This is a genomic window from Micromonospora sp. NPDC051196 (assembly GCF_040682415.1).
GTDB lineage: Bacteria > Actinomycetota > Actinomycetes > Mycobacteriales > Micromonosporaceae > Micromonospora.
Window position 1 is genome coordinate 407,314 of the sequence record NZ_JBFBAY010000003.1, and the last position, 24,479, is coordinate 431,792.

At 71.0% G+C, this 24,479-nt stretch carries 26 protein-coding genes; 11 read left to right on the plus strand and 15 right to left on the minus strand.

The window, feature by feature from the left end; all coding sequences use genetic code 11:
- Positions 1-67: 67 nt before the first annotated feature.
- The 4 genes from AB0M35_RS10235 to AB0M35_RS10250 all read right to left on the minus strand — a co-directional run bounded on the left by AB0M35_RS10235 (position 68) and on the right by AB0M35_RS10250 (position 3,574).
- Positions 68-1,048: an asparaginase gene (locus tag AB0M35_RS10235; RefSeq protein ID WP_363743840.1), complete on the minus strand. Its 981-nt coding sequence runs from the start codon at positions 1,046-1,048 to the stop codon at positions 68-70.
- Between the two features lie 74 nt (positions 1,049-1,122).
- On the minus strand, positions 1,123-1,950 hold the full coding sequence (locus tag AB0M35_RS10240; protein WP_363743725.1) for a 3-keto-5-aminohexanoate cleavage protein: 828 nt from the start codon (positions 1,948-1,950) through the stop codon (positions 1,123-1,125).
- Positions 1,951-2,036: 86 nt separating this feature from the next.
- On the minus strand, positions 2,037-3,149 hold the full coding sequence (locus AB0M35_RS10245) for a folate-binding protein (RefSeq protein ID WP_363743727.1): 1,113 nt from the start codon (positions 3,147-3,149) through the stop codon (positions 2,037-2,039).
- Positions 3,146-3,574, minus strand: a complete 429-nt coding sequence (locus tag AB0M35_RS10250; RefSeq protein ID WP_363743728.1) for a Fur family transcriptional regulator — start codon at positions 3,572-3,574, stop codon at positions 3,146-3,148. The genes AB0M35_RS10245 and AB0M35_RS10250 overlap by 4 nt, the downstream gene beginning before the upstream one ends.
- A gap of 69 nt (positions 3,575-3,643) precedes the next feature.
- On the opposite strand from AB0M35_RS10250, the gene AB0M35_RS10255 reads away from it, so the two are divergent.
- Positions 3,644-4,492 (plus strand): aminotransferase class IV, encoded by an 849-nt coding sequence (locus AB0M35_RS10255; protein ID WP_363743730.1) that lies wholly within the window; start codon positions 3,644-3,646, stop codon positions 4,490-4,492.
- A 9-nt stretch (positions 4,493-4,501) separates the two neighbouring features.
- Here AB0M35_RS10255 and AB0M35_RS10260 read toward each other — a convergent pair whose 3' ends face one another.
- Both AB0M35_RS10260 and mtfM read right to left on the minus strand, forming a co-directional pair.
- Positions 4,502-5,095, minus strand: a complete 594-nt coding sequence (locus AB0M35_RS10260) for an FABP family protein (protein ID WP_363743732.1) — start codon at positions 5,093-5,095, stop codon at positions 4,502-4,504.
- Positions 5,096-5,258: 163 nt separating this feature from the next.
- Positions 5,259-5,360, minus strand: coding sequence for a small membrane protein MtfM (gene mtfM, locus AB0M35_RS10265; protein WP_013736135.1), 102 nt, complete (start codon positions 5,358-5,360; stop codon positions 5,259-5,261).
- 12 nt (positions 5,361-5,372) lie between these two features.
- Between mtfM and AB0M35_RS10270 the strand changes: the two genes are divergently transcribed.
- The 3 genes from AB0M35_RS10270 (at position 5,373) to AB0M35_RS10280 (ending at position 8,301) form a co-directional block, all read left to right on the plus strand.
- On the plus strand, positions 5,373-5,747 hold the full coding sequence (locus AB0M35_RS10270) for a DsrE family protein (RefSeq protein ID WP_363743734.1): 375 nt from the start codon (positions 5,373-5,375) through the stop codon (positions 5,745-5,747).
- 134 nt (positions 5,748-5,881) lie between these two features.
- Positions 5,882-6,262: an SCP2 sterol-binding domain-containing protein gene (locus tag AB0M35_RS10275; RefSeq protein ID WP_363743736.1), complete on the plus strand. Its 381-nt coding sequence runs from the start codon at positions 5,882-5,884 to the stop codon at positions 6,260-6,262.
- Positions 6,259-8,301, plus strand: a complete 2,043-nt coding sequence (locus tag AB0M35_RS10280; protein WP_363743738.1) for a glycogen debranching N-terminal domain-containing protein — start codon at positions 6,259-6,261, stop codon at positions 8,299-8,301. The genes AB0M35_RS10275 and AB0M35_RS10280 overlap by 4 nt, the downstream gene beginning before the upstream one ends.
- 12 nt (positions 8,302-8,313) lie before the next feature.
- Here the strand turns inward: AB0M35_RS10280 and AB0M35_RS10285 are convergent, their stop codons facing one another.
- A complete protein-coding gene (locus tag AB0M35_RS10285) occupies positions 8,314-9,177 on the minus strand; it encodes a hypothetical protein (RefSeq protein ID WP_363743740.1) in 864 nt (287 codons plus the stop codon).
- Between the two features lie 65 nt (positions 9,178-9,242).
- A complete protein-coding gene (locus tag AB0M35_RS10290; protein ID WP_363743742.1) occupies positions 9,243-9,788 on the minus strand; it encodes a winged helix-turn-helix domain-containing protein in 546 nt (181 codons plus the stop codon).
- A 327-nt stretch (positions 9,789-10,115) separates the two neighbouring features.
- On the opposite strand from AB0M35_RS10290, the gene AB0M35_RS10295 reads away from it, so the two are divergent.
- The 3 genes from AB0M35_RS10295 (at position 10,116) to AB0M35_RS10305 (ending at position 16,186) form a co-directional block, all read left to right on the plus strand.
- On the plus strand, positions 10,116-14,450 hold the full coding sequence (locus AB0M35_RS10295; RefSeq protein ID WP_363743744.1) for a S8 family serine peptidase: 4,335 nt from the start codon (positions 10,116-10,118) through the stop codon (positions 14,448-14,450).
- Between the two features lie 415 nt (positions 14,451-14,865).
- The gene (locus AB0M35_RS10300; RefSeq protein ID WP_363743745.1) at positions 14,866-16,032 is read left to right on the plus strand and encodes a glycosyltransferase; all 1,167 of its coding nucleotides are present in this window, start codon (positions 14,866-14,868) and stop codon (positions 16,030-16,032) included.
- 13 nt (positions 16,033-16,045) lie between these two features.
- Positions 16,046-16,186: a hypothetical protein gene (locus AB0M35_RS10305; protein ID WP_363743747.1), complete on the plus strand. Its 141-nt coding sequence runs from the start codon at positions 16,046-16,048 to the stop codon at positions 16,184-16,186.
- 81 nt (positions 16,187-16,267) lie between these two features.
- Here the strand turns inward: AB0M35_RS10305 and AB0M35_RS10310 are convergent, their stop codons facing one another.
- On the minus strand, positions 16,268-16,507 hold the full coding sequence (locus tag AB0M35_RS10310) for a winged helix-turn-helix domain-containing protein (protein WP_363743749.1): 240 nt from the start codon (positions 16,505-16,507) through the stop codon (positions 16,268-16,270).
- A 216-nt stretch (positions 16,508-16,723) separates the two neighbouring features.
- Between AB0M35_RS10310 and AB0M35_RS10315 the strand changes: the two genes are divergently transcribed.
- Positions 16,724-17,008 carry a hypothetical protein gene (locus AB0M35_RS10315; RefSeq protein WP_363743751.1) on the plus strand — a complete coding sequence of 95 codons (285 nt, stop codon included), beginning with the start codon at positions 16,724-16,726 and terminating at the stop codon, positions 17,006-17,008.
- Positions 17,009-17,164: 156 nt separating this feature from the next.
- On the opposite strand, the gene AB0M35_RS10320 is transcribed toward AB0M35_RS10315, so the two are convergent.
- From AB0M35_RS10320 to AB0M35_RS10340, 5 genes are all read right to left on the minus strand, one after another.
- Entirely contained in the window at positions 17,165-17,488 is a 324-nt protein-coding gene (locus AB0M35_RS10320) for a DUF1416 domain-containing protein (RefSeq protein WP_363743753.1), read from the minus strand.
- A 1-nt stretch (position 17,489) separates the two neighbouring features.
- Positions 17,490-18,338: a sulfurtransferase gene (locus tag AB0M35_RS10325; protein WP_363743755.1), complete on the minus strand. Its 849-nt coding sequence runs from the start codon at positions 18,336-18,338 to the stop codon at positions 17,490-17,492.
- Between the two features lie 212 nt (positions 18,339-18,550).
- Positions 18,551-18,628, minus strand: a complete 78-nt coding sequence (locus tag AB0M35_RS10330; RefSeq protein WP_311202345.1) for an Ms5788A family Cys-rich leader peptide — start codon at positions 18,626-18,628, stop codon at positions 18,551-18,553.
- A 72-nt stretch (positions 18,629-18,700) separates the two neighbouring features.
- Complete coding sequence (locus AB0M35_RS10335) at positions 18,701-19,486, minus strand: DUF2993 domain-containing protein (RefSeq protein WP_363743757.1); 786 nt, start codon at positions 19,484-19,486, stop codon at positions 18,701-18,703.
- A gap of 92 nt (positions 19,487-19,578) precedes the next feature.
- Entirely contained in the window at positions 19,579-20,613 is a 1,035-nt protein-coding gene (locus AB0M35_RS10340) for a hypothetical protein (RefSeq protein ID WP_363743758.1), read from the minus strand.
- A 253-nt stretch (positions 20,614-20,866) separates the two neighbouring features.
- Between AB0M35_RS10340 and AB0M35_RS10345 the strand changes: the two genes are divergently transcribed.
- The 3 genes from AB0M35_RS10345 to mshD all read left to right on the plus strand — a co-directional run bounded on the left by AB0M35_RS10345 (position 20,867) and on the right by mshD (position 23,554).
- Complete coding sequence (locus AB0M35_RS10345; RefSeq protein ID WP_363743760.1) at positions 20,867-21,607, plus strand: response regulator transcription factor; 741 nt, start codon at positions 20,867-20,869, stop codon at positions 21,605-21,607.
- Between the two features lie 105 nt (positions 21,608-21,712).
- Positions 21,713-22,543: a polysaccharide deacetylase family protein gene (locus AB0M35_RS10350; protein WP_363743762.1), complete on the plus strand. Its 831-nt coding sequence runs from the start codon at positions 21,713-21,715 to the stop codon at positions 22,541-22,543.
- An 84-nt stretch (positions 22,544-22,627) separates the two neighbouring features.
- Positions 22,628-23,554 carry a mycothiol synthase gene (gene mshD, locus AB0M35_RS10355; RefSeq protein WP_363743763.1) on the plus strand — a complete coding sequence of 309 codons (927 nt, stop codon included), beginning with the start codon at positions 22,628-22,630 and terminating at the stop codon, positions 23,552-23,554.
- 13 nt (positions 23,555-23,567) lie between these two features.
- Here mshD and AB0M35_RS10360 read toward each other — a convergent pair whose 3' ends face one another.
- A complete protein-coding gene (locus AB0M35_RS10360; protein ID WP_363743765.1) occupies positions 23,568-24,398 on the minus strand; it encodes an NUDIX hydrolase in 831 nt (276 codons plus the stop codon).
- Positions 24,399-24,479 lie beyond the last annotated feature (81 nt).

Consider the following 24,479-nt stretch of genomic DNA (forward strand, 5'->3'; position numbering starts at 1 on the left):
AGAGCACCGGGGCGCGGAGAGCACCGGGGCGCGGAGAGCACCGGGGCGCGGAGGGTGCGGGGGGGAGTTACCAGAGGGGGTGGGTGGCGCCTACTGGGAGGCCGCCGCCGAAGAGAGGGATCTCGGCGAACTCCGCCAGCACCGGAGCATCGACGCCGAGGCGGCGCAGCGCGGATGTCAGCACGGGCATGCGAGCGCGCCCGGCGCCGTCGTCGATCTTCAACGCCACGGCGCCGACGCCCGGCATCGCCGCGGCGATCACACCCTCGGCGCCCACCTTGGCCAACAGTCCCGGTACGCCGCGCATCAGCCGGGTGTCGTCTGCTTCGGTGCCGCCGACGATCTCCGGGTACGTCCGCATCGCGTCGGCAACCGTCCGCTCCACGGTCCCGGTCTCGGCCGTCACCAACCGCAGGTACGCCCGGGCGAGCCCGGTCAACGACACGGCCAGCACGGGTGCGCCGCACCCGTCCACGCCGACCGCCGCCGCCCGCTCGCCGGTGAGGTCCTCGACCGCCTCGCGTAGTCGCTGTTGCAACGGGTGCTCCGGCCGCCAGTAACCGTCCACCGGCCAGCCGGCGGAGCGGCAGGTCAGCAGCATGCCGGCATGCTTGCCGGAACAGTTCATCTGGATTCGGGTGGGGCCGCCCCCGGCCCGCAGCACCGCCACCCGTGCCTGATCACCGGCCGGAAGCTCCGGTGGGCAGTGCAATGCCTCCGCACCGAACCCGGCGCCGGCGAGCAGCCGGGTGACCCGGGCCAGGTGGAACGCCTCCCCCGCGTGGCTGGCCGCCACCATCGCCAGGTCGGCGGGGTCGGTCAGCGGCAGCCCGGCCCGGATCATGCCGACCGCCTGCATCGGCTTGTTCGAGGAACGCGGAAAGATCGGCGCACCCACGTCACCGGCCGCGTCGACCGCCGTACCCGTGGCGTCGAGCACCACCACCGAGCCGTGGTGCACGCCCTCCACGAAGCCGGACCGGACCACCTCGGCAAGCGGTACGCCACCCGCGTACGTCTTTCCCACAAGGTGGACGGTACCGATGATCGATGGTGCGCCGACACCGGGGTGAACTGGGACTCCACCTCCGGGTGTAAAGCAATGCCGGGCGGGGTCGACCCTTACAGGCCGAGCAGTTCGCGGGCCTGCGTGGTGTTCAACGGTGGACGTTGGGCGAGCTGGGCGAAGCCGACCGCCCGGGCGACCAGTTGCATGTTCGACTCCACCGGGCGTCCCTTGGCGTACGTCACGGTGTCCTCCATGCCGACCCGCAGGTGACCACCGGTGGACAGCGAGGCCAGCATCACCGGGATGCTGCTGCGCCCGATGCCGGTCGCCGAGAAGGTGGTGCCCTCCGGCAGGTCATGGAGCATCTGCTGGGCCGCCACCAGCGTCGCCGTGGTGCCGGGCATGCCGCCGGGTACGCCCATCACGAAGTCCACGTGCACATGGCCGCCGTGCGGCAGGCCGTACCGGTCGAGCAGCCGGCGTAGCGCGGTCAGGTGACCGAGGTCGAAGATCTCGTACTCCGGCACGATGCCGCGTTCCTGCATCCGGGTGTGCAGGTCGACGATGAACTCCCAACGGTTGAGGAAGACGTCGTCGCCGAAGTTGACGGTGCCCATCGTGCAGGAGGTCATGTCCGGTCCCGCGTCCAACACGGCGAGCCGGTGCGCCTCCGGGTCGGTGACCGCCCCACCGGTGGAGAGCTGCACGATCAGGTTGGTGCTCTCGCGCAGTGCTGCCACCGTCGCCCGCAGTCGCCCCGGGTCGAGGGTGGGCCGGGCGTCGTCGTCGCGGATGTGGACGTGAATGACCGAAGCGCCCAGCGCCTCGCACTCCTTGGCGGTGAGCAGCAGCTCGTCCAGGGTCACCGGCAGCGCCGGCACCTCCGCCTTGGCCGACTCCGCACCGGTGGGGGCAACCGTGATCAACGTCCCTGTCGTCATGCCGGCGATCCTAGAGCGCGCGCTCCGGATGCTGGTGTTAACAGGGGGCCCGGCCTCTACCGGAGGCGTTAATAAGGTGCCCTTCCTTACTCGCGGTCGATGGCGGCGGCGCTTTCTCCGACGCGCAGCACCGCGTCGTCGGGCACCGAACGCTTGATCACCGCGAGCGCGATCTGCCCCAGCTCGTAGTGGTGCACGGCGGTGCCGACGAAGCCGACCGTACGACCGTCCAGGGTGACCGGGGTACCGGCGACCGGCAGTTGATCGGTGCTCACCCCGTCCAGGTGCAACATGACCAGCCGGCGCGGTGGCCGGCCCATGTTGTGCACCCGGGCGACCGTCTCCTGCCCCCGGTAGCAGCCCTTGTCCAGGTGCACGGCCGGGGCGATCAGGTTCACCTCGGCGGGGATGGTGCGATGGTCGGTGTCCACACCAACCCGGGCACGTCGGGCAGCCACCCGCACCGCCTCGTACGCCCACAGCCCGGCGACCGGCACCCCGCCGTCGCGCAACCGGGTGACCACCTGGTCCATCGCGGTCCGGGGCACCAGCAGGTCCACGCCCAGCGGCCCGCGTCGGGCCCACCCGCCCAACGGCAGTGGCTCGACGTCGTAGCGGGCGGTGGGCCGGGCCGGCACCTCGCCGGCACGGAACTTCGGCCCGGGTACGCCGGTGACGTCCGGCTCGGACAGCGCGGGCACGTCGAGCAGCGCCAGTGTCTCGACCGCCCGGGGCCCGACCAGCGACAGCAGCGCCTGCTCGGCGGTGGCGTCGCGCGGCTCGACCTGGCTGAAGAACCGCATCTTCTCCAGGTAGGTCAGCAGGCCCTCGGTCGCACCCGGTTCGGTGTCCAGCCAGGTGGTGACACCGTCCTCGGCGACCATGGCGTGCTGTTCGATGTGCCCGTGCGGCGAGAGCACCAGCAGTTCGGTGCCCTGCCCGGGACCCAACTCGGCCAGGTGCTGGGTGGTGAGGGTGTGCAGCCAGGCGATCCGATCCGCACCCGGCACCGCGACGACGCCCCGGTGGGATCGGTCCACCAGGCCGACCTCGGTGTCGAGCAGGCGCTGCTCGCGCATCGGGTCGCCGTAGTGGGCGGCCACACCGCGTACACCGGCCGCCGCGTGGGCCGGCTCCGGCTGGTCGCGGCTGGCCTCGTCGAGGCTCTCCACGGCCACCGCACCCGCGATGTCGATCATTCCTGGCTCCCGTCACCGCACCGTGCGCAGTTGCCGAAGAAGGAGACGTGGCCGATGTCCACCCGGAAGCCACGTTCCCGCGCCAACTGCTCGGCCAGCGGGCGCATCAGCTCGGGGTCCATCTCGTCGATCGCGCCACACTCCCGGCAGACCAGGTGGATGTGCTGGTCCTCACCGGCGGCATGGTAGGTCGGCGACCCATGCGACAGATGGGTGTGGGTGACCAGGCCGAGTCGTTCTAGCAGTTCGAGCGTGCGGTAGATGGTGGTGATGTTGACCCCGGCGGCAACTTCACGCACCGCCGTGTGCACCTGCTCCGGCGTGGCGTGCCCCAGGTCCAGCACCGCTTGCAGGATCAGCTGCCGCTGCGCCGTCAGCCGCAGGCCACGGGCGCGGAGAAGTTCCGCCAGGGAGGATTCGGACACCCTCCGATCATAGTTCGGCCGTCTCGGAGGCGTTCGGCGGAGACCGGCAGCCCTCTATCCTGCCCAGCTATGGAGGCCACCCGGATCGGCGTACTCGGTCGAGGGCTGTTGCCGGCCACCGAGCCGGTGCTGCGCGGCGACGACCTCGGTGTGCTGCGCGGCGACGGACTGTTCGAGACCATGCACCTGCGTGGCGGGCGGCCCTGGCTGCGCGAGGCGCACCTGGCCCGGCTGCGGGCCGGTGCCGCGGCCGTGGAGCTGACCCTGCCCGACGACGCGGCGCTGGTCGAGCTGCTGGAAACCGTCGCCGCCGGCTGGCCGACCGAGGTGGAGGGGGCGTTGCGGCTGGTCTGCACCCGCGGGCCCGAGGGCGGCGGCCCACCCACCGTGTACGCGACCCTCGCCGCAGTGCCGGCGGCCGCCCGGCAGGCCCGGCGCGACGGGGTACGGGTGGCCACGCTCAGCCTGGGGGTACCGGCCGACGCCCGTCCCGAGTTGGACTGGCTGCCGGCCGGGATCAAATCGACGTCGTACGGCGCGAGCACGGCGGCCCGCCGTTGGGCCGCCCGAGCCGGGGTGGACGACGTGCTCTGGGTCTCCTCCGACGGCTACGTGCTGGAAGGGCCCACCGCCAACGTGGTCTGGTCGACCGGCGACACGCTCTGCACGGTGCCGGCCCGACGCACCGGCATCCTGCCCGGCACCACCGTCGCCTGGCTGCTCGCCAACGCCGCCGACGTCGGCTGCCACGCCGCCGAACTCATGGTCACCCCGGCCGGGCTGCGGGACGCCGATGCCGTCTGGCTCACCTCGTCCGTACGCGGCCTGGTGGAGGTACGCGCCCTCGACGGCGAGCCGCTGCCCCGCAGCCCGCGTACCCACGCGCTGCGGGAGCTGCTCGGCTTTCCGCTGCCCTGACGGTCGCCGTCAGCCGGCCACCCGGGTGAGCCGGGCGGACAGGTGCGGCGACAGCGGCTGACCCACGGCGGCCAGGTCCTGCGCGTACAGCAGGGCGCCCTCGACGATGCCGAACAGGCGGTGCCCGGCGGTGACCTCCTTGGCGGTGGCGGTACGCACCACCGCATCGGTCACGAACTCGATCTGGGTGCCCTTACGCCGACCGATGTGCAGCTCCATCACCCCGGTCGGGACGGTCAGCAGCGCCTCCAGTTCGTCGGTGACCCGGTCACCGTCGAGCACCGGCCGCCACCAGCCGACCTCCCGACCCGCCGGGCGCACCGGGCGGGACTGATCGTCCAGGATCCACGCCCGCGACTCGTACGACAGGAACGGCCGGCCGTCGTGGCTGATCCGGATCTCCTGGGCGAAGTCGAAATCCTCGATGGTCGGGTAGCCGCCCCGGCCCCGGCCCCGCCACACCCCGATGTACGGCAGCAGACCGTCCAGGGTGGGGTGCAGCTTCGGCCCCACCCTCAGGTCGTGACTTTCCTCGAAGGGATACGGGTCGACCGGCGGCGCGTTCAGCCACGGCGGCGGTGCCAGCGGATTGTCATCACTCACAGCATCACCTTTGTTCACGACTGCGGGGCTCGCAAAACCGGCTCACTCCTCGCGCTCACAGCATCACCCTCGTTCACGACTGCGGGGCTCGCAAAACCGGCTCACTCCTCGCGCTCACAGCATCACCCTCGTTCACGACTGCGGGGCTCGCAGAACCGGCTCATCACTTACCTCTTGAGATGCGGACGGCCAGGTAGATCAGGCCACCGGCGAGCGCGCCCAGGCCGGCGACCAACAGGCTGACGAACCCGATCTCGGTGACCATCGGTCTCATCCTATGCTGGGCGCTATGGCCCGCTCTCTCGTCGTCAAGGCCACCGCCGGGGCGGATGCGCCCGAGCGTTGTGCCCAGGCGTTCACCGTGGCGGCCACCGCAGCCGCCGCCGGCGTGCACGTCTCACTCTGGTTGACCGGCGAATCGACCTGGTTCGCCCTGCCCGGGCGGGCGCAGGATTTCGAGTTGCCGCACTCGGCACCGCTGGCCGAGTTGCTGCACGTGATCCTCACCACCGGAACGGTGACCGCGTGCACGCAGTGTGCGGCCCGCCGGGACATCGGCACCGACGACGTGATCCCAGGAATCCGGATCGCCGGCGCGGCGGTGTTCGTTGAGGAGACGATGGCCGAGGGAGCACAGGCGCTCGTCTACTGAGCCACCGCTTCGGTGGACGGACCGCTCGGTAGCGGACCCGCCTAGGTAGACGGACCGCCTGGGTAGACGGACCGGCGGTTCGGCAAGGCGACGGAAGCTGCCCCGCGAGTCGGGCAAATGCCTACGATTCGGGTGTGACCGAGGCGACCAAGCAGTTCTTCGCGACCTTGCCGGCCCGCGCCCCGCACGTGCTGCGCGGCCCGGTCACCGGCACGCTACGGATCGACCTCTCCGACGGTCACCGCACCGAGCACTGGGTGCTCCGAATGCGTCCGGGCGCCATCGAGGTCGGCCAGGGGCCGGCCGAGGCCGACAGCATCTGGTACTGCGGTGTCGATCTCTTCGACCGCCTGGTGACCGGACGCGCCCAGGCGCTGGCCGCGTTGTTCCGCAACGAGAGCACGTTCACCGGAAACGTGGTGCTGTTCCTGGCGTTCCGACGGTTCTTTCCGCCCGCGCCCGGCACCCAGGACCCGCGCAAGGTGGCCCGCGAGCAGGTCAGGCAGGCTCGGTGACGGAACTGGTCAGCATCCTGGACGGCAACACCTTCCTGGTGAGTGATCGCCGTGGGGACATCGAGCCCTCCCTCGATTTCCCGACCGGCCTGTTCGCCTTCGACACCCGGTTCCTCTCCACCTGGCTGCTGCTGCTTGACGGCGAACGGTTGCAGCCCCTGTCCATCGACGATGCGGAGTCCTACCGGACCCGCTACTTCCTCGTGCCGGGCGAGCCCAGCCACTTCCTGGACACCAAGGTCTCGATCATCCGAAGCCGGGCCATCGGCGACAGCTTCGACGAGGAACTGACCGTACTCAACCATTCCGGAAAGGAGATGACGTTCACCGTCCGGCTGGAGATCGCCGCCGACTTCGCCGATCTGTTCGAGATCAAGGACACGCAAAGCAAGCACGGCGACCACGCCATCACGATCGAGAACGGCGCGCTGCGCCTGACGTACCGCCGGGAGGCGTTCCATCGCGAGACGGTGGTGCGCAGCAGCGCACCCGCTGCGGTCGACAAGATGGGGATGACCTTCTCGATCCGGATCGGGCCGCACGGCGAATGGACCACCCGGCTGGAGATCTCCACGGTGATCTACGGCGCGCGGGGCGAGGACGTACGCAACCGACTGCCGATGGCGGGTAGCCGCAGCACGGCGGCCATCCAGGCCGAGCACGCGAAGCTCGTCGCGAACGCGCCCAAACTCGGCTGCGACTGCGAGCCCCTCGCCGACGCGTACCGGCGCAGCCTGGAGGACCTTGCCGCGCTGCGCTACGAGTCCATCGCCCTCGGCGTCCGGTTGATGGCCGCCGGGCTGCCCTGGTTCATGACGCTGTTCGGCCGGGACAGCATCATCACCTCACTCCAGGTGCTGCCGTTCTTGCCGGAGATCATTCCGCCCACGTTGAAGATGTTGGCCGGGCTACAGGGCCACCGGATCGACGACTTCCGCGACGAGGAGCCGGGCAAGATCCTGCACGAGCTGCGCTACGGCGAGACCGCCGGATTCGAGGAACAGCCGCACTCGCCGTACTACGGCGCGGCGGACGCCACGCCGCTGTTCGTGATCCTGCTCGACGAGTACGAGCGGTGGACCGGCGACAGTCAACTCGTCAAACAGCTGGAGTACCCCGTACGGGCGGCACTGACCTGGATCGACACGTACGGCGACCTGCTCGGCACCGGCTATCTCTGGTACCGGACCCGCAACAGCCGCAACGGCCTGGAGAACCAGTGCTGGAAGGACTCCTGGGACGCCATCTGCTACTCCGACGGGCAGCTGCCGGGTTTTCCCCGGGCCACCTGCGAGATGCAGGGCTACGCCTACGACGCGAAGCTGCGGGGTGCCCGGCTGGCCCGACTGTTCTGGAACGACCCGCAGTACGCCGACCAGTTGGAACGGGAGGCCGCCGAGCTGAAGGAACGGTTCAACCGGGACTTCTGGCTGCCGGACAAGGAGTACTACGCGCTGGCGCTGGACGGCGACGGCACTCCGGTTGACGCGCTCAGCTCCAACATGGGGCACCTGCTGTGGAGCGGCATCGTCGACGAGTCGCGGGCCGCCCGGGTCGCCGAGCACCTGCTGGGACCACGCCTGTTCTCCGGTTGGGGGGTGCGTACCCTCGCCGACAACCAGGGGCGCTACAACCCGATCGGCTACCACGTCGGTACGGTCTGGCCGTTCGACAACTCGATCATCGCCTGGGGGCTGTGGAAGTACGGCTTCCGACAGGAGGCCGGGCAGATCTGCGAGTCGATGCTCGGCGCCTCGCGCTACTTCGGCGGCCGGCTGCCGGAGGCGTTCGCCGGCTACGAGCGCGACCTCACCGAGTTCCCGGTGCAGTACCCGACGGCGTGTAGCCCACAGGCCTGGTCGGCGGGCACTCCGCTACTGCTGCTCCGGGTCATGCTCGGGCTCGAACCGAAGGGCGAACACCTGATCATCGACCCGTACGTGCCGCCGGGGATGGGCCGGCTGGAGCTGCTGGACATCCCCGGCCGGTGGGGCCGGGTGGACGCGCTGGGCCGCAGCCGCCGCGACGACGACGGATAGCGGCAGGACGCCTCAGCCGGCACACCCGGTGGTAGCCGAGACCAGCGTCTTGTCGTCGAACAGCTCGACCAGCACCGCCACGCCGTCGTGCCGGTAGGCGTACAGCTCGGGGGTAGCCACCACGGGGGTGCCACCGGCCAGCGGTGCGAGCGCGGCCTGCGGCGACTGCGCCGCCGCAGCGGCGTCGGCCCGGACGGTACGGGCCACCCCGCCACCCGGGCAGGCCGCCTGCACCTCGACGTCCGACTCGACCGCCGGGGAGCCGAGGGCGTTCAGCGCAGCGGTCAGGGCCATGGACTCGGCACCCGGGCCGTCCTGCGGGAGCAGCGTGGCGGGATCGCTGTCAGCCGGCCGGCAGCCCGTCTCGACGGTCAGGCGCGCCCGGCCGTCCGCGACGGTTCGTCCCTGCACGGTGATGAACTCCCCCGCGTCGGCGCGTAGCCGGGGGCCGTCCGGTGTGAGCCGGACGCCGGCCCGCCACACCGAGGGCAGCCCGTCGGCGATCCGCTCCAGGAGGTCTCGCTCCGCACCGGCCGGCACGGCCAGCTCGACGTGGCGGCGCAGGTTCGCGCCGTCCGCGAACGGGGTGACCCGGCAGCCCCACTCGAACTCGGGTGGGGCCAACGCGTACACCGCACCGGAGGCCGCCGCGACCAGCTCGCCGATCGCGGCGTCGACTCGCGGCACGGCCTGAGCCAGGGTGCGCTGCTCGCGTACCGTCGGCGGATCGTTGCGCGTCGAGTACCAGGTCAGGCCGGCGAGCAGCACCGCCCAGGCCACGGTCAACGCGACCAGCCATCGCGGCCAGCCACGGCCGGACTCGGGTGGCGGAGGGCCGGTGGGAGGGGCGTACCCCGTCTGGGCTGCACTGCTCACCGGGCCATGGTGTCACGCGCGGTACACCGAGCGACCTCCCCGGGGCCGGGTCGACCCTCGCGGTGTCAGTCCTGGCCGCCGGTGGCGTCGGTCACCGGGCTTGGATCGTCGGTGTCCGGGGCAGCGGTCAGGCGATAGCCGACACCACGAACGGTCTGCACCTGGGGGCCGCCGGGCAGGGCGCGCAGCTTGCGCCGGAGTCGCTTGACCGCCGAGTGCAGGATCGCCGTGTCGCCGAGGTAGGCGCCGCCCCACACCGAGGCGAACAGCCGCTCGTAGCTCCACAGGGTGACCGGCGAGCTGGCCAACCGGGCGAGCAACTCCCGCTCGGTACGCGTCAGTCCCAGCGGTACGTCCCGCCAGGTGACCAGGTGCCCGGCCCGGTCGATCACGAGATCACCCCAGCCGCCCGGACGTTCGGCCCGGCGGTCGGGGGGCCGGGCGTCCGCTGCGTCGGGCTCGCCCGGTGGCTCGGGGAACATCGCCCGTAGTTGGGCCAGGTCGGCGCAGATCACCACCGGCCCCACCCCGTCGAGCCGTTGTACCACCCGCTGCCGAACAGCGGCGTCGGAGCTGACGCAGACCAGGATCGGAATCTCCACACCGGACACGCTGCCTCCCCCAGAGCCCGCGCTGACCTGCGACTTCCCACCAATCGACAACGACGGCCACCGATGACTCCCCGGTCAGCCTAACGGTCAGGATTGCGCCTCGTCACTGACCGAGTACTGACCGACATCTTCCATTGATCACTGATCGTCGGCACAGAAGCATGACTCTCAGCGGCCGGGCGCCACCACCAACCACCCACATCGTCCGACCGCTCCGCGGCGTCATGACCCGACCCGCGGATGTCCGGCCCGAGCTGATCGGGACGACGACGTGGGGGAGGAACCTTGTTCACACGACCATCCGCACGATCACCCTGGTGGCGGGCGGTGGCGGTATCGACCGCCGCCCTGCTGGCCTTCACCGCCCAGCCTGCGGTCGCCGCACCGGCTCCGCAATCGGCGCCGCAGCGGGCAACCGTCGACCAGGCCTTGCTGGACCAGTTCGCGAGCACCGACAGCGCGGCGTTCCTGGTCTACCTGCGGGAGACCGCACCGCTGGCCGAGGCCGCCAAGACGCGCGATGCCGACGACCGGGCCCGCGCGGTGCACCAGTTGCTCACCAGCACCGCTACCCGCAGCCAGGCCGACCTGCGTGAGCTGCTCGACGATCGGAAGGCGCCGCACACCGCGTACTGGATCGCCAACGCGGTGCGGGTCGAGGGCGACAAGGCGCTGCTCGACGAGATCGCCAACCGGCCCGAGGTGTCCCGGATCGCGCCGAGTCGCAGCTATCCCCTGCTGCTGCCGACCTCCACCGAGGCGACCCGGGCGCGTACCGCCGCCGTCGAGTGGGGGCTGACCAACATCCGTGCGCCCCAGGTGTGGGACGACTTCGGCGACCGCGGTGAGGGCATCGTGGTGGCCAACATCGACAGCGGCGTGCAGTACGACCACCCGGCGCTGGTCGCCTCCTACCGGGGCAACCTCGGCGGTAGCTTCGACCACGCGTACAACTGGTTCGACCCGGCCGGGGTCTGCACCGGCACCACGCCCTGCGACAACAACGACCACGGCACCCACACCATGGGCACGATGGTCGGCGACGACGGCGCCGGCAACCAGATCGGGGTGGCACCGGGCGCGAAGTGGATCGCCGCCAAGGGCTGCGAGGCGCGCAGCTGCTCCGACGCCTCGCTGCTCGCCTCCGGCCAGTGGGTGCTCGCGCCCACCGACGCCAACGGCCAGAACCCCCGGCCGGACCTGCGCCCCGACATCGTCAACAACTCCTGGGGCGGTGACGGCGGCGATCCCTGGTACCAGCAGACCATCGCCGCCTGGCGGGCCGCCGGGATGTTCCCCGTCTTCTCCTCCGGCAACGACGGCCCGAGCTGCGGCAGCGCCGGCTCACCCGGCGACAACGCGAACGCGTACGCGGTCGGCGCCTATGACGTGAACAACGCCATCGCCAGCTTCTCCGGGCGCGGTTCCGGCACCGCCCTGATCAAGCCGAACATCGCGGCACCCGGCAGTGGCGTACGCTCCAGCGTCCGCAACGGCGGGTACGCCTCGTTCAGCGGCACCTCGATGGCCGCCCCGCACGTGTCCGGCACGGTGGCGTTGGTCTGGTCCGCCGCACCGAGCCTGCGCGGGGACATCGCCGCCACCGAGGAACTGCTGGACCGCACCGCCCGCGACGTCGACGCCACCACCTGCGGCGGCACCCCGGCCGACAACAACGTCTTCGGCGAGGGCCGGCTGGACGCGTACGCGGCGGTCCGCGACGCCCCCCGCGGCCCGATCGGCCGGGTCACCGGCCTGGTGACCGACGCCGGCGACGGCGACCCGGTCACCGGCGCGACCGTGACCGACGGCATCCGCAGCACCACCACCGGCCCCGACGGTCGGTACGCGCTCAACGTGCCGGCCGGGGAGAGCACCCTGACGGTCAGCGCGTACGGCTACGCCGGCCAGACCGCGACCGTCACCGTCGCCGAGGGTGGTGCCGTCACCCGCAACTTCGCGCTGACCGCCAACCCGACGGTCACGGTGAAGGGCAAGGTCACCGACGGCTCCGGTCACGGCTGGCCGTTGTACGCGCGGATCGAGGTGGCCGGTCGACCCGGCGCAGCGGTCTTCACCGACCCGGTGACCGGGCGCTACTCGTTCACCGTGCCGGGTGGCACCTCGTACCGGCTGACCGTCACCGCGCGGTACCCCGGCTATCAGACGGTCACCCGCGACGTGGCGGTGGCCGGGCAGGACGTCACGGCCAACGTGGCCGTACCGGTCGAGGCGGGCTGCGTCGCCGCCGGTTACTCGGGCCAGTTCGGTGCCCCGCTGCTGACCCAGAGCTTCGACGGCACGAGTGCGCCGTCGGGCTGGACGGTGACCAACCGCACCGCCTCCGGTGGCTGGGTCTTCACCGACGCGCGTTCGCGCGGCAACCTGACCGGCGGCTCGGGCGGGTTCGCCATCATCGACAGCGACGCCCTGGGCAGCGGCAACACCCAGGACACCGACCTGGTCACCCCGCCGCTGGAGCTGTCCGGCGCGGCGGCACCGGTGCTGCGCTTCCGCAGCGACTGGCGGGCGGTCGGCATCACCGACACGGCCGACATCGATGTCTCCACCGACGCCGGCGCCACCTGGACCAACGTCTGGCACCAGACGTCCAGCCGACGCGGCCCCCGGGTCGAGGAAGTGCCACTGACCCCGGCCGCCGGGGCCGAGTCCGCACTGGTCCGCTTCCGGTTCAAGGGCACCTTCGCCTGGTGGTGGCAGGTGGACGACGTGGAGGTGGTCAACCGGGAATGCACGCCGGTACCGGGCGGACTGGTGGTGGGCAACACCACCGACCGCAACACCGGTGAGGCGATCAACGGGGTGACGGTGGTCAGCGACGACCAGCCGCAGGACCGCGCGGTGTCGGCGGCCACCCCGGAGGACACCGCCCAGCCGGACGGCTTCTACTGGATCTTCTCCACCCTGACCGGTACCCGGCCGTTCACTGCCAGCCGGACGCCGTACCAGCCGCTGACCAAGGATGTCGCGGTGGTCGAGGACGGGGTGAAGCGGACGAACTTCGCCCTCGGCGCCGGACGGGTGACGGTCAGCCCGACCAGCATCGAGTCGCACCAGCGGCACGGCACCGTCCGCACCACCAATGTGACGGTCCGCAACACCGGCAGCGCGCCGGCCGCCGTGGACCTGCTGGAGCGGTCCGGCCAGTTCGAGCTGCTCACGCAGGGTGGCGCACCGCTGCACGAGCAGAAGATGAAGGGCATCAGCAAGACGCGGACCGGTATCGCGTACGGCGGTGCCGCACCGGAGTCCGCTTCGACCGCCGCCGACGACGCGTGGAGTGAGATCGCCAAGCTGCCCGCGTCGATCTACGACAACGCGGCGGCGTGGTTGGACGGCAAGGTCTACTCGGTCGGCGGTGGCAGCAGCACCGGCACCGAGCGCAAGGCCTGGGTGTACGACCCGAGCGCCAACGCCTGGACCGCCCTGCCCGACCTGCCGGTGGCCCGGTCGAAGCCGACCGCGGCGGCGGTCAACGGCAAGCTCTACGTGATCGGTGGCTGGGGTGGCAGCGGTGCCACGGTTGCCACGGTCGACGTCTTCGACCCGGCCGCCGGCACGTGGAGCACCGTCGGCGGTGCCACCAACCCGGCCCCGGTCGCGGCGGCCGGCGCGGCGGTGCTCGGCGGAAAGGTCTACCTGGTCGGTGGCTGCGCCGATTCCACCTGCACCGACAGCGACCGGGTGGTGGTGTTCGACCCGGGTACGGGTTCCTTCGGTACCGGTGCCGCCTACCCGCATCCGGTGTCCTGGCTGTCCTGCGGCGGGATCGGTTCCTCGGTCTACTGCGCCGGTGGCACGGGCAGCACCGAGTACACCGACGCCTACCGGTACGACCCGGCGGCCGACAACTGGAGCCCGCTGCCGAGCATGCCGGTGGAGCTGTGGGGTTCGCAGTACGCGGCGGCCGGTGGGCTGCTGGTGCTGGCCGGCGGGGTGACCGACGGGTCGACGGCGGTCACCAACCGCACCGTCGGCTTCGACCCGGCCACCGGGGCCTGGCGTGACCTGCCGAACGCCCGGTTCGGCCGGTACCGGGGTGCCGCCGCCTGCGGCGCGTACAAGATCGGTGGTTCGCCCAGTTCGTTCGTGGGCAGCCCGGACAGTGAGCGGCTCGGTGGGCTGGAACTCTGCGCGGCCGAGGCGGACCTGCCCTGGCTGAGCAGTTCGCCGAGCACCTTCACGCTCGCCCCGGGCGCGTCCCGGACGGTGACCGTGACGCTCGACGCCACCACCGAGGCGGGCGTCGCTCAGCCGGGTCGGTACGCCGGTGAGCTGGCGATCGCCTCGAACACCCCGTACCCGGTGACCCCGGTGTCGGTGGAGATGAACGTGTCGCCACTGAACAGCTGGGGCAAGATCCAGGGCACGGTCACGGGTACCACCTGTGGCGGCGTAACCGTCGGCATTCCGGCGACCGTCCGAGTGAACCTGATCTCGGCCGGCACCGGCACCACGCTGACCGCCGACGCCAACGGCAAGTACGCCTGGTGGCTGCCGCGCGGTCGGTACGAGGTGATCGTCGCCAAGGACGGCTGGGTGCCCGAGGTGCAGCGTCACCAGATCGAGGCGGGCATCGTGGGCACCCTGAACTTCGCCCTCGACCCGACGTCCAACTGCACCAGAGCAACCGGTATCTGATCCGACAAACCCTGGTGGCCGCCGGTCGTTGATCGACCGGCGGCCACCGCTTTCGTGGCAGTCGACTCCGCCCGTCTGGTAGCGGTCGAGCGCACCCGGAGCGGGGCTCGTGGCGCAGCGCACTTCCGGGGATGAGGCTGGTCGCCGGCAGGCCGATCGCCTGGGCAGACGGGTGGCCGGGTGGAACGTCGCGGCACCCCGCCCAGCCAGGTCCACCTGATCATTCGCGGACTTACGGCACCGCGAGGCCAGTCGCGGTTGGTCCGATCGGGCGAGATTGATCACCAGTCTTGGCGATCCAGCGAGTATCACTTAGCGTTATCGGCGTTACCTCCCACGCGAACACTCCTCGCATCCCCTCCTGCCTGCGAATTGACCTCCGATGCCCGAAGTTTTCCTGATCGCGACGATTGCTGTGAGTAGTCTGGTGCTGCTCCTCATCATCGGCTCTTTCGGGTACGGCTTTCTCCGCCCGGCCGTGGGCTACCAGCCTCGGCACGCGGCCCGCCCTCCGCGCTACGGACCGGTACGCCCGGACCAGGTCGCCATCCTGATCGCCTGCCGCAACGGCGCCGCCACGATCGTCGCGACGGTACGCGCGGCCCGGGCCACCGGCAGCGACGTCTACCTCGTCTCCGACGCCTCCACCGACGAGACCGCCGAACTCGCTTCCTGGGCCGGCGCCTGGGTGCTGCCGTTGACCCACAACGTCGGTAAGCCGGCCGCCCTGCATGCCGCGTACGAGGCCTTCGACCTCGGCAGCCGCTACCGTGCGGTGGCCATCCTGGACGACGACGTGGTGGTCGCGCCGGATTTCGTCACCGCCGCCCTGGCCAAGCTGACCGACGAGGTCAGCATCGTGGTGGGTCACAACGCCACCTGGTGGCCACGCGAGCGGCGATGGAACCCGTGGCTGGCCAAGCGGGCCTACAGCTACTGGATGTACCAGGCGGTGATCCGCCGGATCCAGAGCCACTTCAACGTCATGAACTGCATCTCCGGCTCGAACTCCATCTACCGGACCGAACTGCTCGACGTGGTGCTGCCCACCCAGCCGCCGTACATCGTCGACGACACCTACTGGGTGCTGGAGACCCATCGGCGCAACCTCGGCCGGGTCGTCTACGCGCCCCGCGCGCTGGCCCACCTTCAGGACCCGACCAACCTGCGCGACTGGTACCGGCAGAACCTGCGCTGGATGTGGGGCACCTTCCAAGGCGTCATCGGCCACGGGGTCGGCCGGTACGCCACCCGCTTCGACTACGCGTACGTCCTGCTGATGCTGCACTGGCTGCTGTACGTGGCGGGCGGCCCGCTGACCCTCTGGCTGATCGCCACCGCCGGCCCCGGCCTGCTCCCCGGCCTGCTGTTCCTGTTGGCCGGGCAGGGCATCTGGGTGGGCATCGCCGCCTGGCGACTACGCCACCCGCAACTTCCGCTCTTCCTGCCCGTGATCATCATCGCTGACCTGCTGTACCGGGTGATCCTCGTACACGCCCTTGTGAAGGCGATCCGTCAACCCACCGTCGATCGGTGCGTCTGGGACTCCCCGGCCCGCATCGCCGTCGGCGCGAAGGGATGAGGGAGGTGAGAACATGTCCGCAAACCAGGACCTCCCGCTGACCGGGGCCTCGACGGCCGCCGTCGGCCTGGTCGGCAGCATCCTGCTGGGGCTCGGCGCCCTGCTGGTGACCGTCGCCAACTGGGGTGCCAAGGCCCGCCGCAAGATCAGCTGATCCTGCTGGCGCCAGCTTGAAATCCAGAAACACACACGGTACGGCCGCCAGGGCGACCCGGCGGCCGTACGCGCTTTCAGATCACGGCCTACGCAGCCAGGTCCCCGGATCAGTCACGAACACACCCTTGCCCTGTCGTCGGTCGATCACACCGAGGGCTTCGAGTCGCACGTTGACAAGCTGGATCGTCGAGGGGCTGACCCGGAACTGCTCGCAAAGCTGAGCTATCGAGGGCAGCTTGTCACCCGGCTTGTACTTCCCCGAGCGAACGTCGGCGATGATCTCGTCTGAGATGCGGATGTAATCCGGCGTCGATGGCATGGCACTCCTTGCGTGGCACCTCCGATTCGATCACGAGAGACACAAGGACGACAAGCTTCTCCACTTCCTTGCATAAGTTGGCTTCCTTATATAAGTTGACGGTCGAGCGCTCCTCGCGTGGCAACGAGCAGAGCTCAGTCCCCCAGTCGGGGTGGACCGGCACGGCGGTCCACCCCGACCCCCCCCACCCATCGGGCCAGAGATGAGGTGATCGTCATGCGGGATCTCGGCGGTGACGAGCGGGCTCGTTTCGTCGTACACCTGACCGTCCGGGCGGCCGACCTGGCCGCCGCCCACCTGCTGACCCGCGCCCTCACCCGCTCCCTGGGGTTCCTGCCCGAGGTGGTGACCGGCGAGACGACGATCTCCCTGGAGGGCGCGCCGGACGTACAGCATCAGGTGTTCTGTGACCGGTCGATGGGTCGGGGCCGGCGCTGTCTACTGCGGCCCGGCCACGGCGGCGGCTGTTCCCGCCACCTGCTCCGCCCGCTGCCGCGGTGACCAGACGCCACGCTCTGGGTGCGTTTCTTGTCGTCAGGGCAGCAACAAACGCACCCGGTACCGACCGAAGGGTCCTCGTCGGGACCGGAAACGGCGCGTGGCCCGGATCCCCCACGGAACGAGGGGACACGGGCCACGCGGCCAGCAGAGCGTGGGTCAGTCGGCGACCGTGAGGTCCACCTCGTTCACGCCCCGACCGGCGGTCACGGCGGCGTCGCCGTTGCCGTGCCGGGACAGCGCTCGCAGGGTCCAGTTGCCCGGGGCGGCGAAGAACCGGAACTGACCGGCCGGCGAGGTCACCACCTCGGCGGTGAACTCACCGGTCGAGTCGAGCAGGCGGACGTACGCGCCCGGCACCGCCTCGCCCTGCCCGGAGCGGACGACACCGGTGATGACGGTTTCCTTCTCCAGGTCGATGCTGGCGGGCAGCGGCGCGGCCTGGTCCGGGGCGGCGCAACCGGCGGCGGTGGGTGCGGTCATCTCAGGCCTCCCCCGGCTCATCGCCGAGCGCGATCGGCACGCCGATCAGCGAGCCGTACTCGGTCCACGATCCGTCGTAGTTCTTCACGTTGGGGTGGCCGAGCAGCTCCTGGAGCACGAACCAGCTGTGCGAGGAGCGCTCGCCGATCCGGCAGTACGCGATGGTCTCCTTGCCGTCGTCCAGCCCCGCCTCGCCGTAGAGCTTGCGCAGCTCGTCGTCGGACTTGAAGGTGCCGTCCTCGTTGGCCGCCTTCGACCACGGCACGCTGATCGCGGTCGGGATGTGGCCACCGCGCTGCGCCTGCTCCTGCGGCAGGTGGGCGGGGGCGAGCAGGCGGCCGGCGAACTCGTCGGGGCTGCGCACGTCGACCAGGTTCTTGGTGCCGATCGCGGCGACCACCTCGTCGCGGAAGGCCCGGATGCTGTTGTCCGGCTCGCTCGCGACGTACTGGGTGGTCGGGCGGGTCACCGCGTCCTTGACCAGCGGCCGGGCGTCCAGCTCCCACTTCTTGCGACCGCCGTCGAGCAGCTTGACGTCGCGGTGGCCGTAGAGCTTGAAGTACCAGTACGCGTACGCGGCGAACCAGTTGTTGTTGCCGCCGTAGAGGATGACGGTGTCGTCGTTGCTGATCCCCTTCTCGGAGAGCAGCGCCTCGAACTGGGCCTTGTTGACGAAGTCCCGACGGACCGGGTCCTGGAGGTCGGTCTTCCAGTCGAGCTTGATGGCGCCGGCGAGGTGGCCGGTGTCGTAGGCCGAGGTGTCCTCGTCGACCTCGACGAAGACGACGCCCGGGGCGTCGAGGTTCTTCTCGGCCCAGTCGGCCGAGACGAGTGCGGTGTCGCGACTCATCAGATCACTCCCTGGTGAGGATGGATGGTGAGCCAGCGCGCGGAGGTCGTGGAAGGTAAGTTGTCGCACCACGCGCGGGACCCATAGCTAGGAACGGATCACGGGTTTGTGCGACGGCGCCGCTGCCGGGCGTCCGGTGGGGTGCACCGGGATGTAGGTACGCAAACCCCGAGTGCCGATTGGCCGCTAAGCGGCCGGAGGCAGCCCCGCCGTCAGATGACGGGGCGACACAGGCAGGTGGCCACGCGGCACAGGTCGACCGCGCGCCGTTTGGTGAGGAGCGTCCCCATGAGCAGGCAGCCTACCAGCGATCCCAGTTTTCTCCATCGGCCCGACCAGCATCCGAGACGCTGAGTCCGAGGTCAGCCCACCGAGTTGATCGGTACGTCCCGCGCGTCGGCAGTGACCGTCAGGCCCTCGGGCCGCGGGCGTACCTCCCGGACGGTGAGCTGGAACGGCAGCTCTGGCAGCGGTACGTCGACCGAGATGCTGCGTGCGAAGTTGTTCAGCAACGTACGGGCCAACGGGGCGCTGGGCAGCCCCTCGGCGTTCAGGTCCGCGAAACGAAGCGAGATCTGCCCCTGGTCGCTGACCACGATGTCGGCGACGCCGGTGACGGTGAGCTGCTGGCCGAGGATCTCCAGCGGCGCGGTGACGGCGAGTTGCCCGCCCCGCTCGCCGAGGGAGAGCCCTTCCCGGTCGAGCAGTGCGGCCAGGCTCTGGTAACTGATGGTGGCGGTGCCGTTGACCGTCTCGGCCACCACGTCGCCCTGACCGGTACGCAGGGTGTCCAGCGAGGCCCGCACGTTGCGGGCGTCCACGTCGAGGCTGGGCAGGGAGACCGCGTCTCCCTGGACCGCGCCCCGCACGTCCCGCATGCGGATGGTGATGCGCTCGTACCGTCCGTCGACGACCTGGGTGAGGAACGGGAAGCCGCCCACCTCGACCTCGGGCGGCCCGGACTGCGCGTTCTGCCGGGCCACCTGTTCGCGGATCTCGTCGGCGATGGTGCGCTCGGCCACGTTGGCCGCCACCCGGTCGGCGACGAAGAGCAGCCCGGCGAGGACAAGCAGCAGGACGACGAAGCCGATCAGTATCTTGCGGCCCCGTCGACGCGGTCGCCGTCCGGACGTCTGCTCGTGGTCCACGCCGCCTCCTGTCTCTTCGTACGCCGATTCCGGCGCACGGGTGTTACCCGGAGCCCGAATTACTCAACCACCGTCCGCGCCGGGGAGGCCGCTCACAGCAGGAGCCGGCACATCAGATACGCGGCCGGTGCCGTCATCGCGAAGGCGCCCAACGGCCCCTGCACGTAACGCGCCGCCCACACGGTGGGCAGTTCGCCCGCCATCAGCCGGCCGGCTTCGGCGTAGCTGACGGCGAGGTCGGCCAGCACGGCGACGACCGCCGCGACCAGACCGAGGATCGCGGCCCGGGTCGGGGTGAACGGGGTCACCAGGTAGCTGCCGAGCACCGCGCCGACCAACGTACCGACCATCGCCCCGCCGACCACACCCGCTGCGCCCCGGGGCACCTGGGGTGCGAGTCGCGGCCAGGCGGCGACGGCGTCGGCCGCTCGGGCGACCGCCACCGCGACCGCGCTCGCGGTCAGGCAGACGACGATCGCCTGGGTGCCGGCGGGGATCCGGCTGAGCACGATCAGCATCGCGAAGGCGATCGCCCCGAACATGATGGTGGCGGTGGTCCGCAGCGAGTCGGTGACCCGGACCCGATCCACCCGGCGGACCAGTTGACCGAACACCGCGGCGAGTACCGCGCCGATCGCGATGTAGAGCAGCGGCGCGAGCCGGGCCTCGGCACTGCGTACGGCCACCACGTCGGCCGCCAACGCGGTCAGGGTGCCCACGCCGAGCACCACCGCCAGGGCTGGTGGCCGGGTGACCATCGTCCAACCCAGTACGAACAGCAGCTGCACGGTGAGCACCACGATCGTGAAGGGCAGCCGGTGATCGGGCCCGGACGTGTACGCACCGAGGACCAGGCCGAGCCCGAGCAGCGCGGCGAACCCGGCGACGGCGAGCGAAAGTTGCCGGCTCACCTCGACCGGCGGCTCCGCCTCCTCCTCGTCGTCACCGTCGAGCGCTTCGTCGGAGCGTCGTGCCGAGCCGCCGCGACGCAGGCGTCGCGGGCCGCCGGAGCGACGCCGTTCGTCGTGCTCCACGGCCGGGCCGGTCGACGGTGCCGCACCACCGGCCGGGGACGGGTCGTCCGCCCACGGCTCGCGGCCGGTCTCGGGTGAGCTGGAGGGAAACACCCACCGATCGTGCCAGACCGATCGCAAATCGCGGGTGCCACGGTTTCCGCCAGGTTAAAACCTGGACCGCAATAGGGGGCAGATGGGGCAAACGGGAAATCACGTCGGGGCCCTACGCAGGCAATCCGTTACGCTCAAGCCGAAACCCGCCCGTCAGCGACGCCGGGACCCACGGATGTTCCCAGCGCCATATCCGCCAAGGAGTGCCGCTGGTCGCGCGCGGCCGCACGGGGCCGCCGGGACGGAGGTGATCGTGGAGATCCTACTGCTGGTGACCGCACGAGCAGGCGAACCTTCCGCAGTGCTACCGGCACTGGACCTGCTGCCACATTCGGTGCGCACCGCACCTCGCGATGTCCGCACCCTGGTCGCCGGCCCGAGCCCGGACGCCGCCCTGGTCGACGCCCGCTCCGAGTTGAGCGAGGCACGGGCCACCTGCCGGATGTTGCACGCGACCGGGCTCGGCGTACCGCTGGTGGCGGTGGTGACCGAGGCCGGGTTGATCGCGTTGAACGCCGACTGGGGGGTGGACGACGTCATCCTCGCCTCCGCCGGTCCGGCCGAGGTCGAGGCCCGACTGCGGCTCGCGGTCGGTCGGCTCAGCAACGCGACCGCCGGTGTCGGCGGCTCCATCCGGGCGGGCGAGTTGATGATCGACCCGGACACCTACGCCGCGAAGCTCAAGGGCCGCCCGCTGGACCTGACCTACAAGGAGTTCGAGCTGCTCAAGTTCCTCGCCCAGCACCCGGGCCGGGTCTTCACCCGGGACCAGCTGCTGCGCGAGGTCTGGGGGTACGACTACTTCGGCGGCACCCGGACGGTCGACGTGCACGTCCGACGGCTGCGGGCCAAGCTCGGCTCGGAGTACGAGTCGATGATTGGCACGGTACGGCAGGTGGGCTACAAGTTCGTCGTCCCGTCCTCGCGGAACGCGCTGGCCGACACCGCCGACCCGGCCCCCCTCACCGCACGACCCGTCACCGTCGAGGGTTAATTTCACATATGCCCCTTTTGGGCCAATCCGACAGTCTTATGGTGACTGCCAAGTTGGCCGACGGGAGGGGCAGCGGTGCGTGGTTACCACGGAGGCACGAGCCGAGTGATCGGCATCATCACGCTCGTCGTGACGGCGGTACTCGGCTCGGCGTACCTGCTCGGCCGGAGCCTGGTGCCCGATCCACCGCGCCGCGACTCAGCGGTCACCGCCACCGGCGCGGATCATCCCGAGTACGCCGACCAGTCGCCATCGGCCGATGCCGACCAACCGACCGCCAGCCCTTCGGCCGGGTCGGAGCGCCTCGACGGGCTGTCAGCGGACCCGAACTTCGGTCCGATGGGCACCCGGCTGAGCACCGGCACCAACGAGGTGGCGCTCACCTTCGACGACGGCCCGAACCCGGACTACACCCCGCAGGTGCTCGCACTGCTGCGCGAGTACCAGGTGACGGCGACCTTCTGCGTGGTCGGCCAGAACGCCCAGGCCTACCCGTGGCTCGTCCAGCAGATCGTCGCCGAGGGTCACACGCTGTGCAATCACAGCTGGGACCATGACGTGAGCCTGGGCGCCCGGTCACCGGAACGCATCCGGGACGACCTGCTGCGTACCAATGCCGCGATCCACGCCGCCGTACCGGACGCACCTGTCACCTGGTACCGGCAGCCCGGTGGCGCCTGGACGTACCCGGTCATCTCCGTCTCCCGCGACCTGGGGATGACGCCGCTGCACTGGACCCTCGACCCCGCGGACTGGCAGGCGCCCGGCGCGGCCCAGATCGCCTCGGTGGTGCTGGCCGAGGCACAGCCCGGATCGATCGTCCTGCTGCACGACGCCGGCGGTGACCGGCAGGGCACCGTCAACGCGCTCTACCGCATCCTGCCCGAGCTGACCGCCCGGTTCCACCTCCACGCGTTGCCGAAGCGTGGGACGTGAGGGACCTCCCGGCCCATCCGTCCCTCCGGATACCGTTCCTCCGATGAGCGAGCGAACGCAGACCGGCGCCCCTGGAGCGCGAGCATGACCAATACGCAGCCGACCAGCGACCAGGTGAGCCGGCTGGACCGGCTCGATCCCGCGCGGATCGCCGACGTCGTCACGCTCGCCGGGGCAGCCGGCGACACCGACGGCGCCGATCCGCTGGACGAACAGATCCTGCTTCGACTCCGCGACGAGCACGCCCCGGCGATCCACCTTCTCGCCCGCTCCGCCGACGGGACGTTGACCGGGTACGCCCACCTCGACACCTCCGACCCGGGATCGGGTGTCGGGGTCGGGCTCGTGGTGCATCCGGCGTACCGTCGGCGCGGCACCGGCCGGGCGTTGGCGCGGCAGGTCCTCGCCAGCGCTGACCGGCCACTACGGGCGTGGGCGCACGGCGACCACCCCTCGGCCGCGGCACTCGCCGTCGACCTCGACTTCCGTCGCGCCCGCGTGCTCTGGCAACTACGCCGGCCACTCACCGCACCGCAGCACGAACCCCACCTGCCCGACGGGGTGACCCTGCGCGCGTTCCGCCCCGGCACCGACGACGAAGCCTGGCTGGCGCTCAACGCCCGGGCCTTCGCCGACCACCCCGAGCAGGGCCGGTGGAGCGCCGACGATCTGCGGGTCCGGCTCGCCGAGCCGTGGTTCGACCCGGCCGGCTTCCTGCTCGCGGTCTCTTCGGCGACCGGCCGACTGCTCGGCTTCCACTGGACGAAGGTGCACGAGCGGCCCGGCTCGGCCCGTATCGGTGAGGTGTACGTGCTGGGTGTGGATCCGTCGGCGCACGGCGGCGGGCTGGGCCGGGCACTGACCACGGCGGGACTGACGTACCTACATCAACAGCGCGGCCTGGACCGGGTGATGCTCTACGTCGACGAGTCGAACACCGCGGCCATGGCGCTCTACGAGCGGCTCGGCTTCGCCCGCTGGTCCGCCCATGTGAACTACCAGCTCGACTGAGCCGCAGCGGCGCTCAGGTCAGGTGGAACCGGGGATCGTCCGGGTCGGACAGGTCCAGCCGGGGGGTGATCGGTGTGGCCGCGTCCCGGGCCGAGGCGGCTCGTGCCACCGCTTCGAGATCCGGGCAGGCGGCCACCTCACCGAGCGTGACCAGGGTGGGCGGGAGCATGCTCAGCTCACCGGCCCTGGCCCGGTCGCAGGCGTCGGCGGGCCGGATCCAGAGGGTGTGGTCGGCCTCCCCGGAGACGTCCCGGGTCCGCTGCCCCTCGGGTAGCAGGGCCACGAAGAAGTACGTGTCGAACCGGCGCGGCTCGAACTCCGGCGTCACCCACCGACTCCACGGCAGCAGCAGGTCCGACCGGAGGGTGAGCCCGCGTCCGGAGAGCAGTTCGGCGAAGCCGGTACGACGCTGCTCCAGATCGGCGCGGGCGAGTTCCCAACCGTCGTCGCTGACGTCACCGACGACCCGGCTCGCGTCCGGCCCGGCGAGCAGCACCCCGGCCTCCTCGAAGACCTCGCGGGCCGCCGCACAGACGACCGCCTGCGCGGCGTCCGGTGCCAGGGCGAGCGCCGCGCCCCAGCTCGCCGGCTCCGGGCCCGCCCAGTCGACTCCGGTGGTGGAGTCGGAGGGGTCGACCCCGCCGCCGGGGAAGGCGTACATGCCGCCGAAGGCCATCGCGGCGACCCGGCGGATCAGGTACGCCTCGAAGCCCTCCCCGGCCGGGCGGAGCAGCAGCACGGTCGCCGCCACCCGGGGCACCGGCGGTCGGTCGCCACTGGTCCAGAATCGGCGAGCATGCTCCACCAGCGCGGGCGGGGCCGGGTAGCCACGGTCGGTCGTCATCGTCCAGCAGCCTAGCCGGGGCGACCCGCCGACCAGGTACGCCCCGGTCCCGACCGGTGGATCAGCCGTACAACACTTTGG

What these genes read in the sequence shown, in the direction of transcription:
- AB0M35_RS10240 (WP_363743725.1), bottom strand. Translation starts at nt 1,950, where the DNA reads ATGACGACAGGGACGTTGATCACGGTTGCCCCCACCGGTGCGGAGTCG.
- AB0M35_RS10245 (WP_363743727.1), bottom strand. Translation starts at nt 3,149, where the DNA reads ATGATCGACATCGCGGGTGCGGTGGCCGTGGAGAGCCTCGACGAGGCC.
- AB0M35_RS10255 (WP_363743730.1), top strand. Translation starts at nt 3,644, where the DNA reads ATGGAGGCCACCCGGATCGGCGTACTCGGTCGAGGGCTGTTGCCGGCC.
- mtfM (WP_013736135.1), bottom strand. Translation starts at nt 5,360, where the DNA reads ATGGTCACCGAGATCGGGTTCGTCAGCCTGTTGGTCGCCGGCCTGGGC.
- AB0M35_RS10270 (WP_363743734.1), top strand. Translation starts at nt 5,373, where the DNA reads ATGCTGGGCGCTATGGCCCGCTCTCTCGTCGTCAAGGCCACCGCCGGG.
- AB0M35_RS10305 (WP_363743747.1), top strand. Translation starts at nt 16,046, where the DNA reads ATGTCCGCAAACCAGGACCTCCCGCTGACCGGGGCCTCGACGGCCGCC.
- AB0M35_RS10310 (WP_363743749.1), bottom strand. Translation starts at nt 16,507, where the DNA reads ATGCCATCGACGCCGGATTACATCCGCATCTCAGACGAGATCATCGCC.
- AB0M35_RS10315 (WP_363743751.1), top strand. Translation starts at nt 16,724, where the DNA reads ATGCGGGATCTCGGCGGTGACGAGCGGGCTCGTTTCGTCGTACACCTG.
- AB0M35_RS10320 (WP_363743753.1), bottom strand. Translation starts at nt 17,488, where the DNA reads ATGACCGCACCCACCGCCGCCGGTTGCGCCGCCCCGGACCAGGCCGCG.
- AB0M35_RS10325 (WP_363743755.1), bottom strand. Translation starts at nt 18,338, where the DNA reads ATGAGTCGCGACACCGCACTCGTCTCGGCCGACTGGGCCGAGAAGAAC.
- AB0M35_RS10330 (WP_311202345.1), bottom strand. Translation starts at nt 18,628, where the DNA reads ATGGGGACGCTCCTCACCAAACGGCGCGCGGTCGACCTGTGCCGCGTG.
- mshD (WP_363743763.1), top strand. Translation starts at nt 22,628, where the DNA reads ATGACCAATACGCAGCCGACCAGCGACCAGGTGAGCCGGCTGGACCGG.
- AB0M35_RS10360 (WP_363743765.1), bottom strand. Translation starts at nt 24,398, where the DNA reads ATGACGACCGACCGTGGCTACCCGGCCCCGCCCGCGCTGGTGGAGCAT.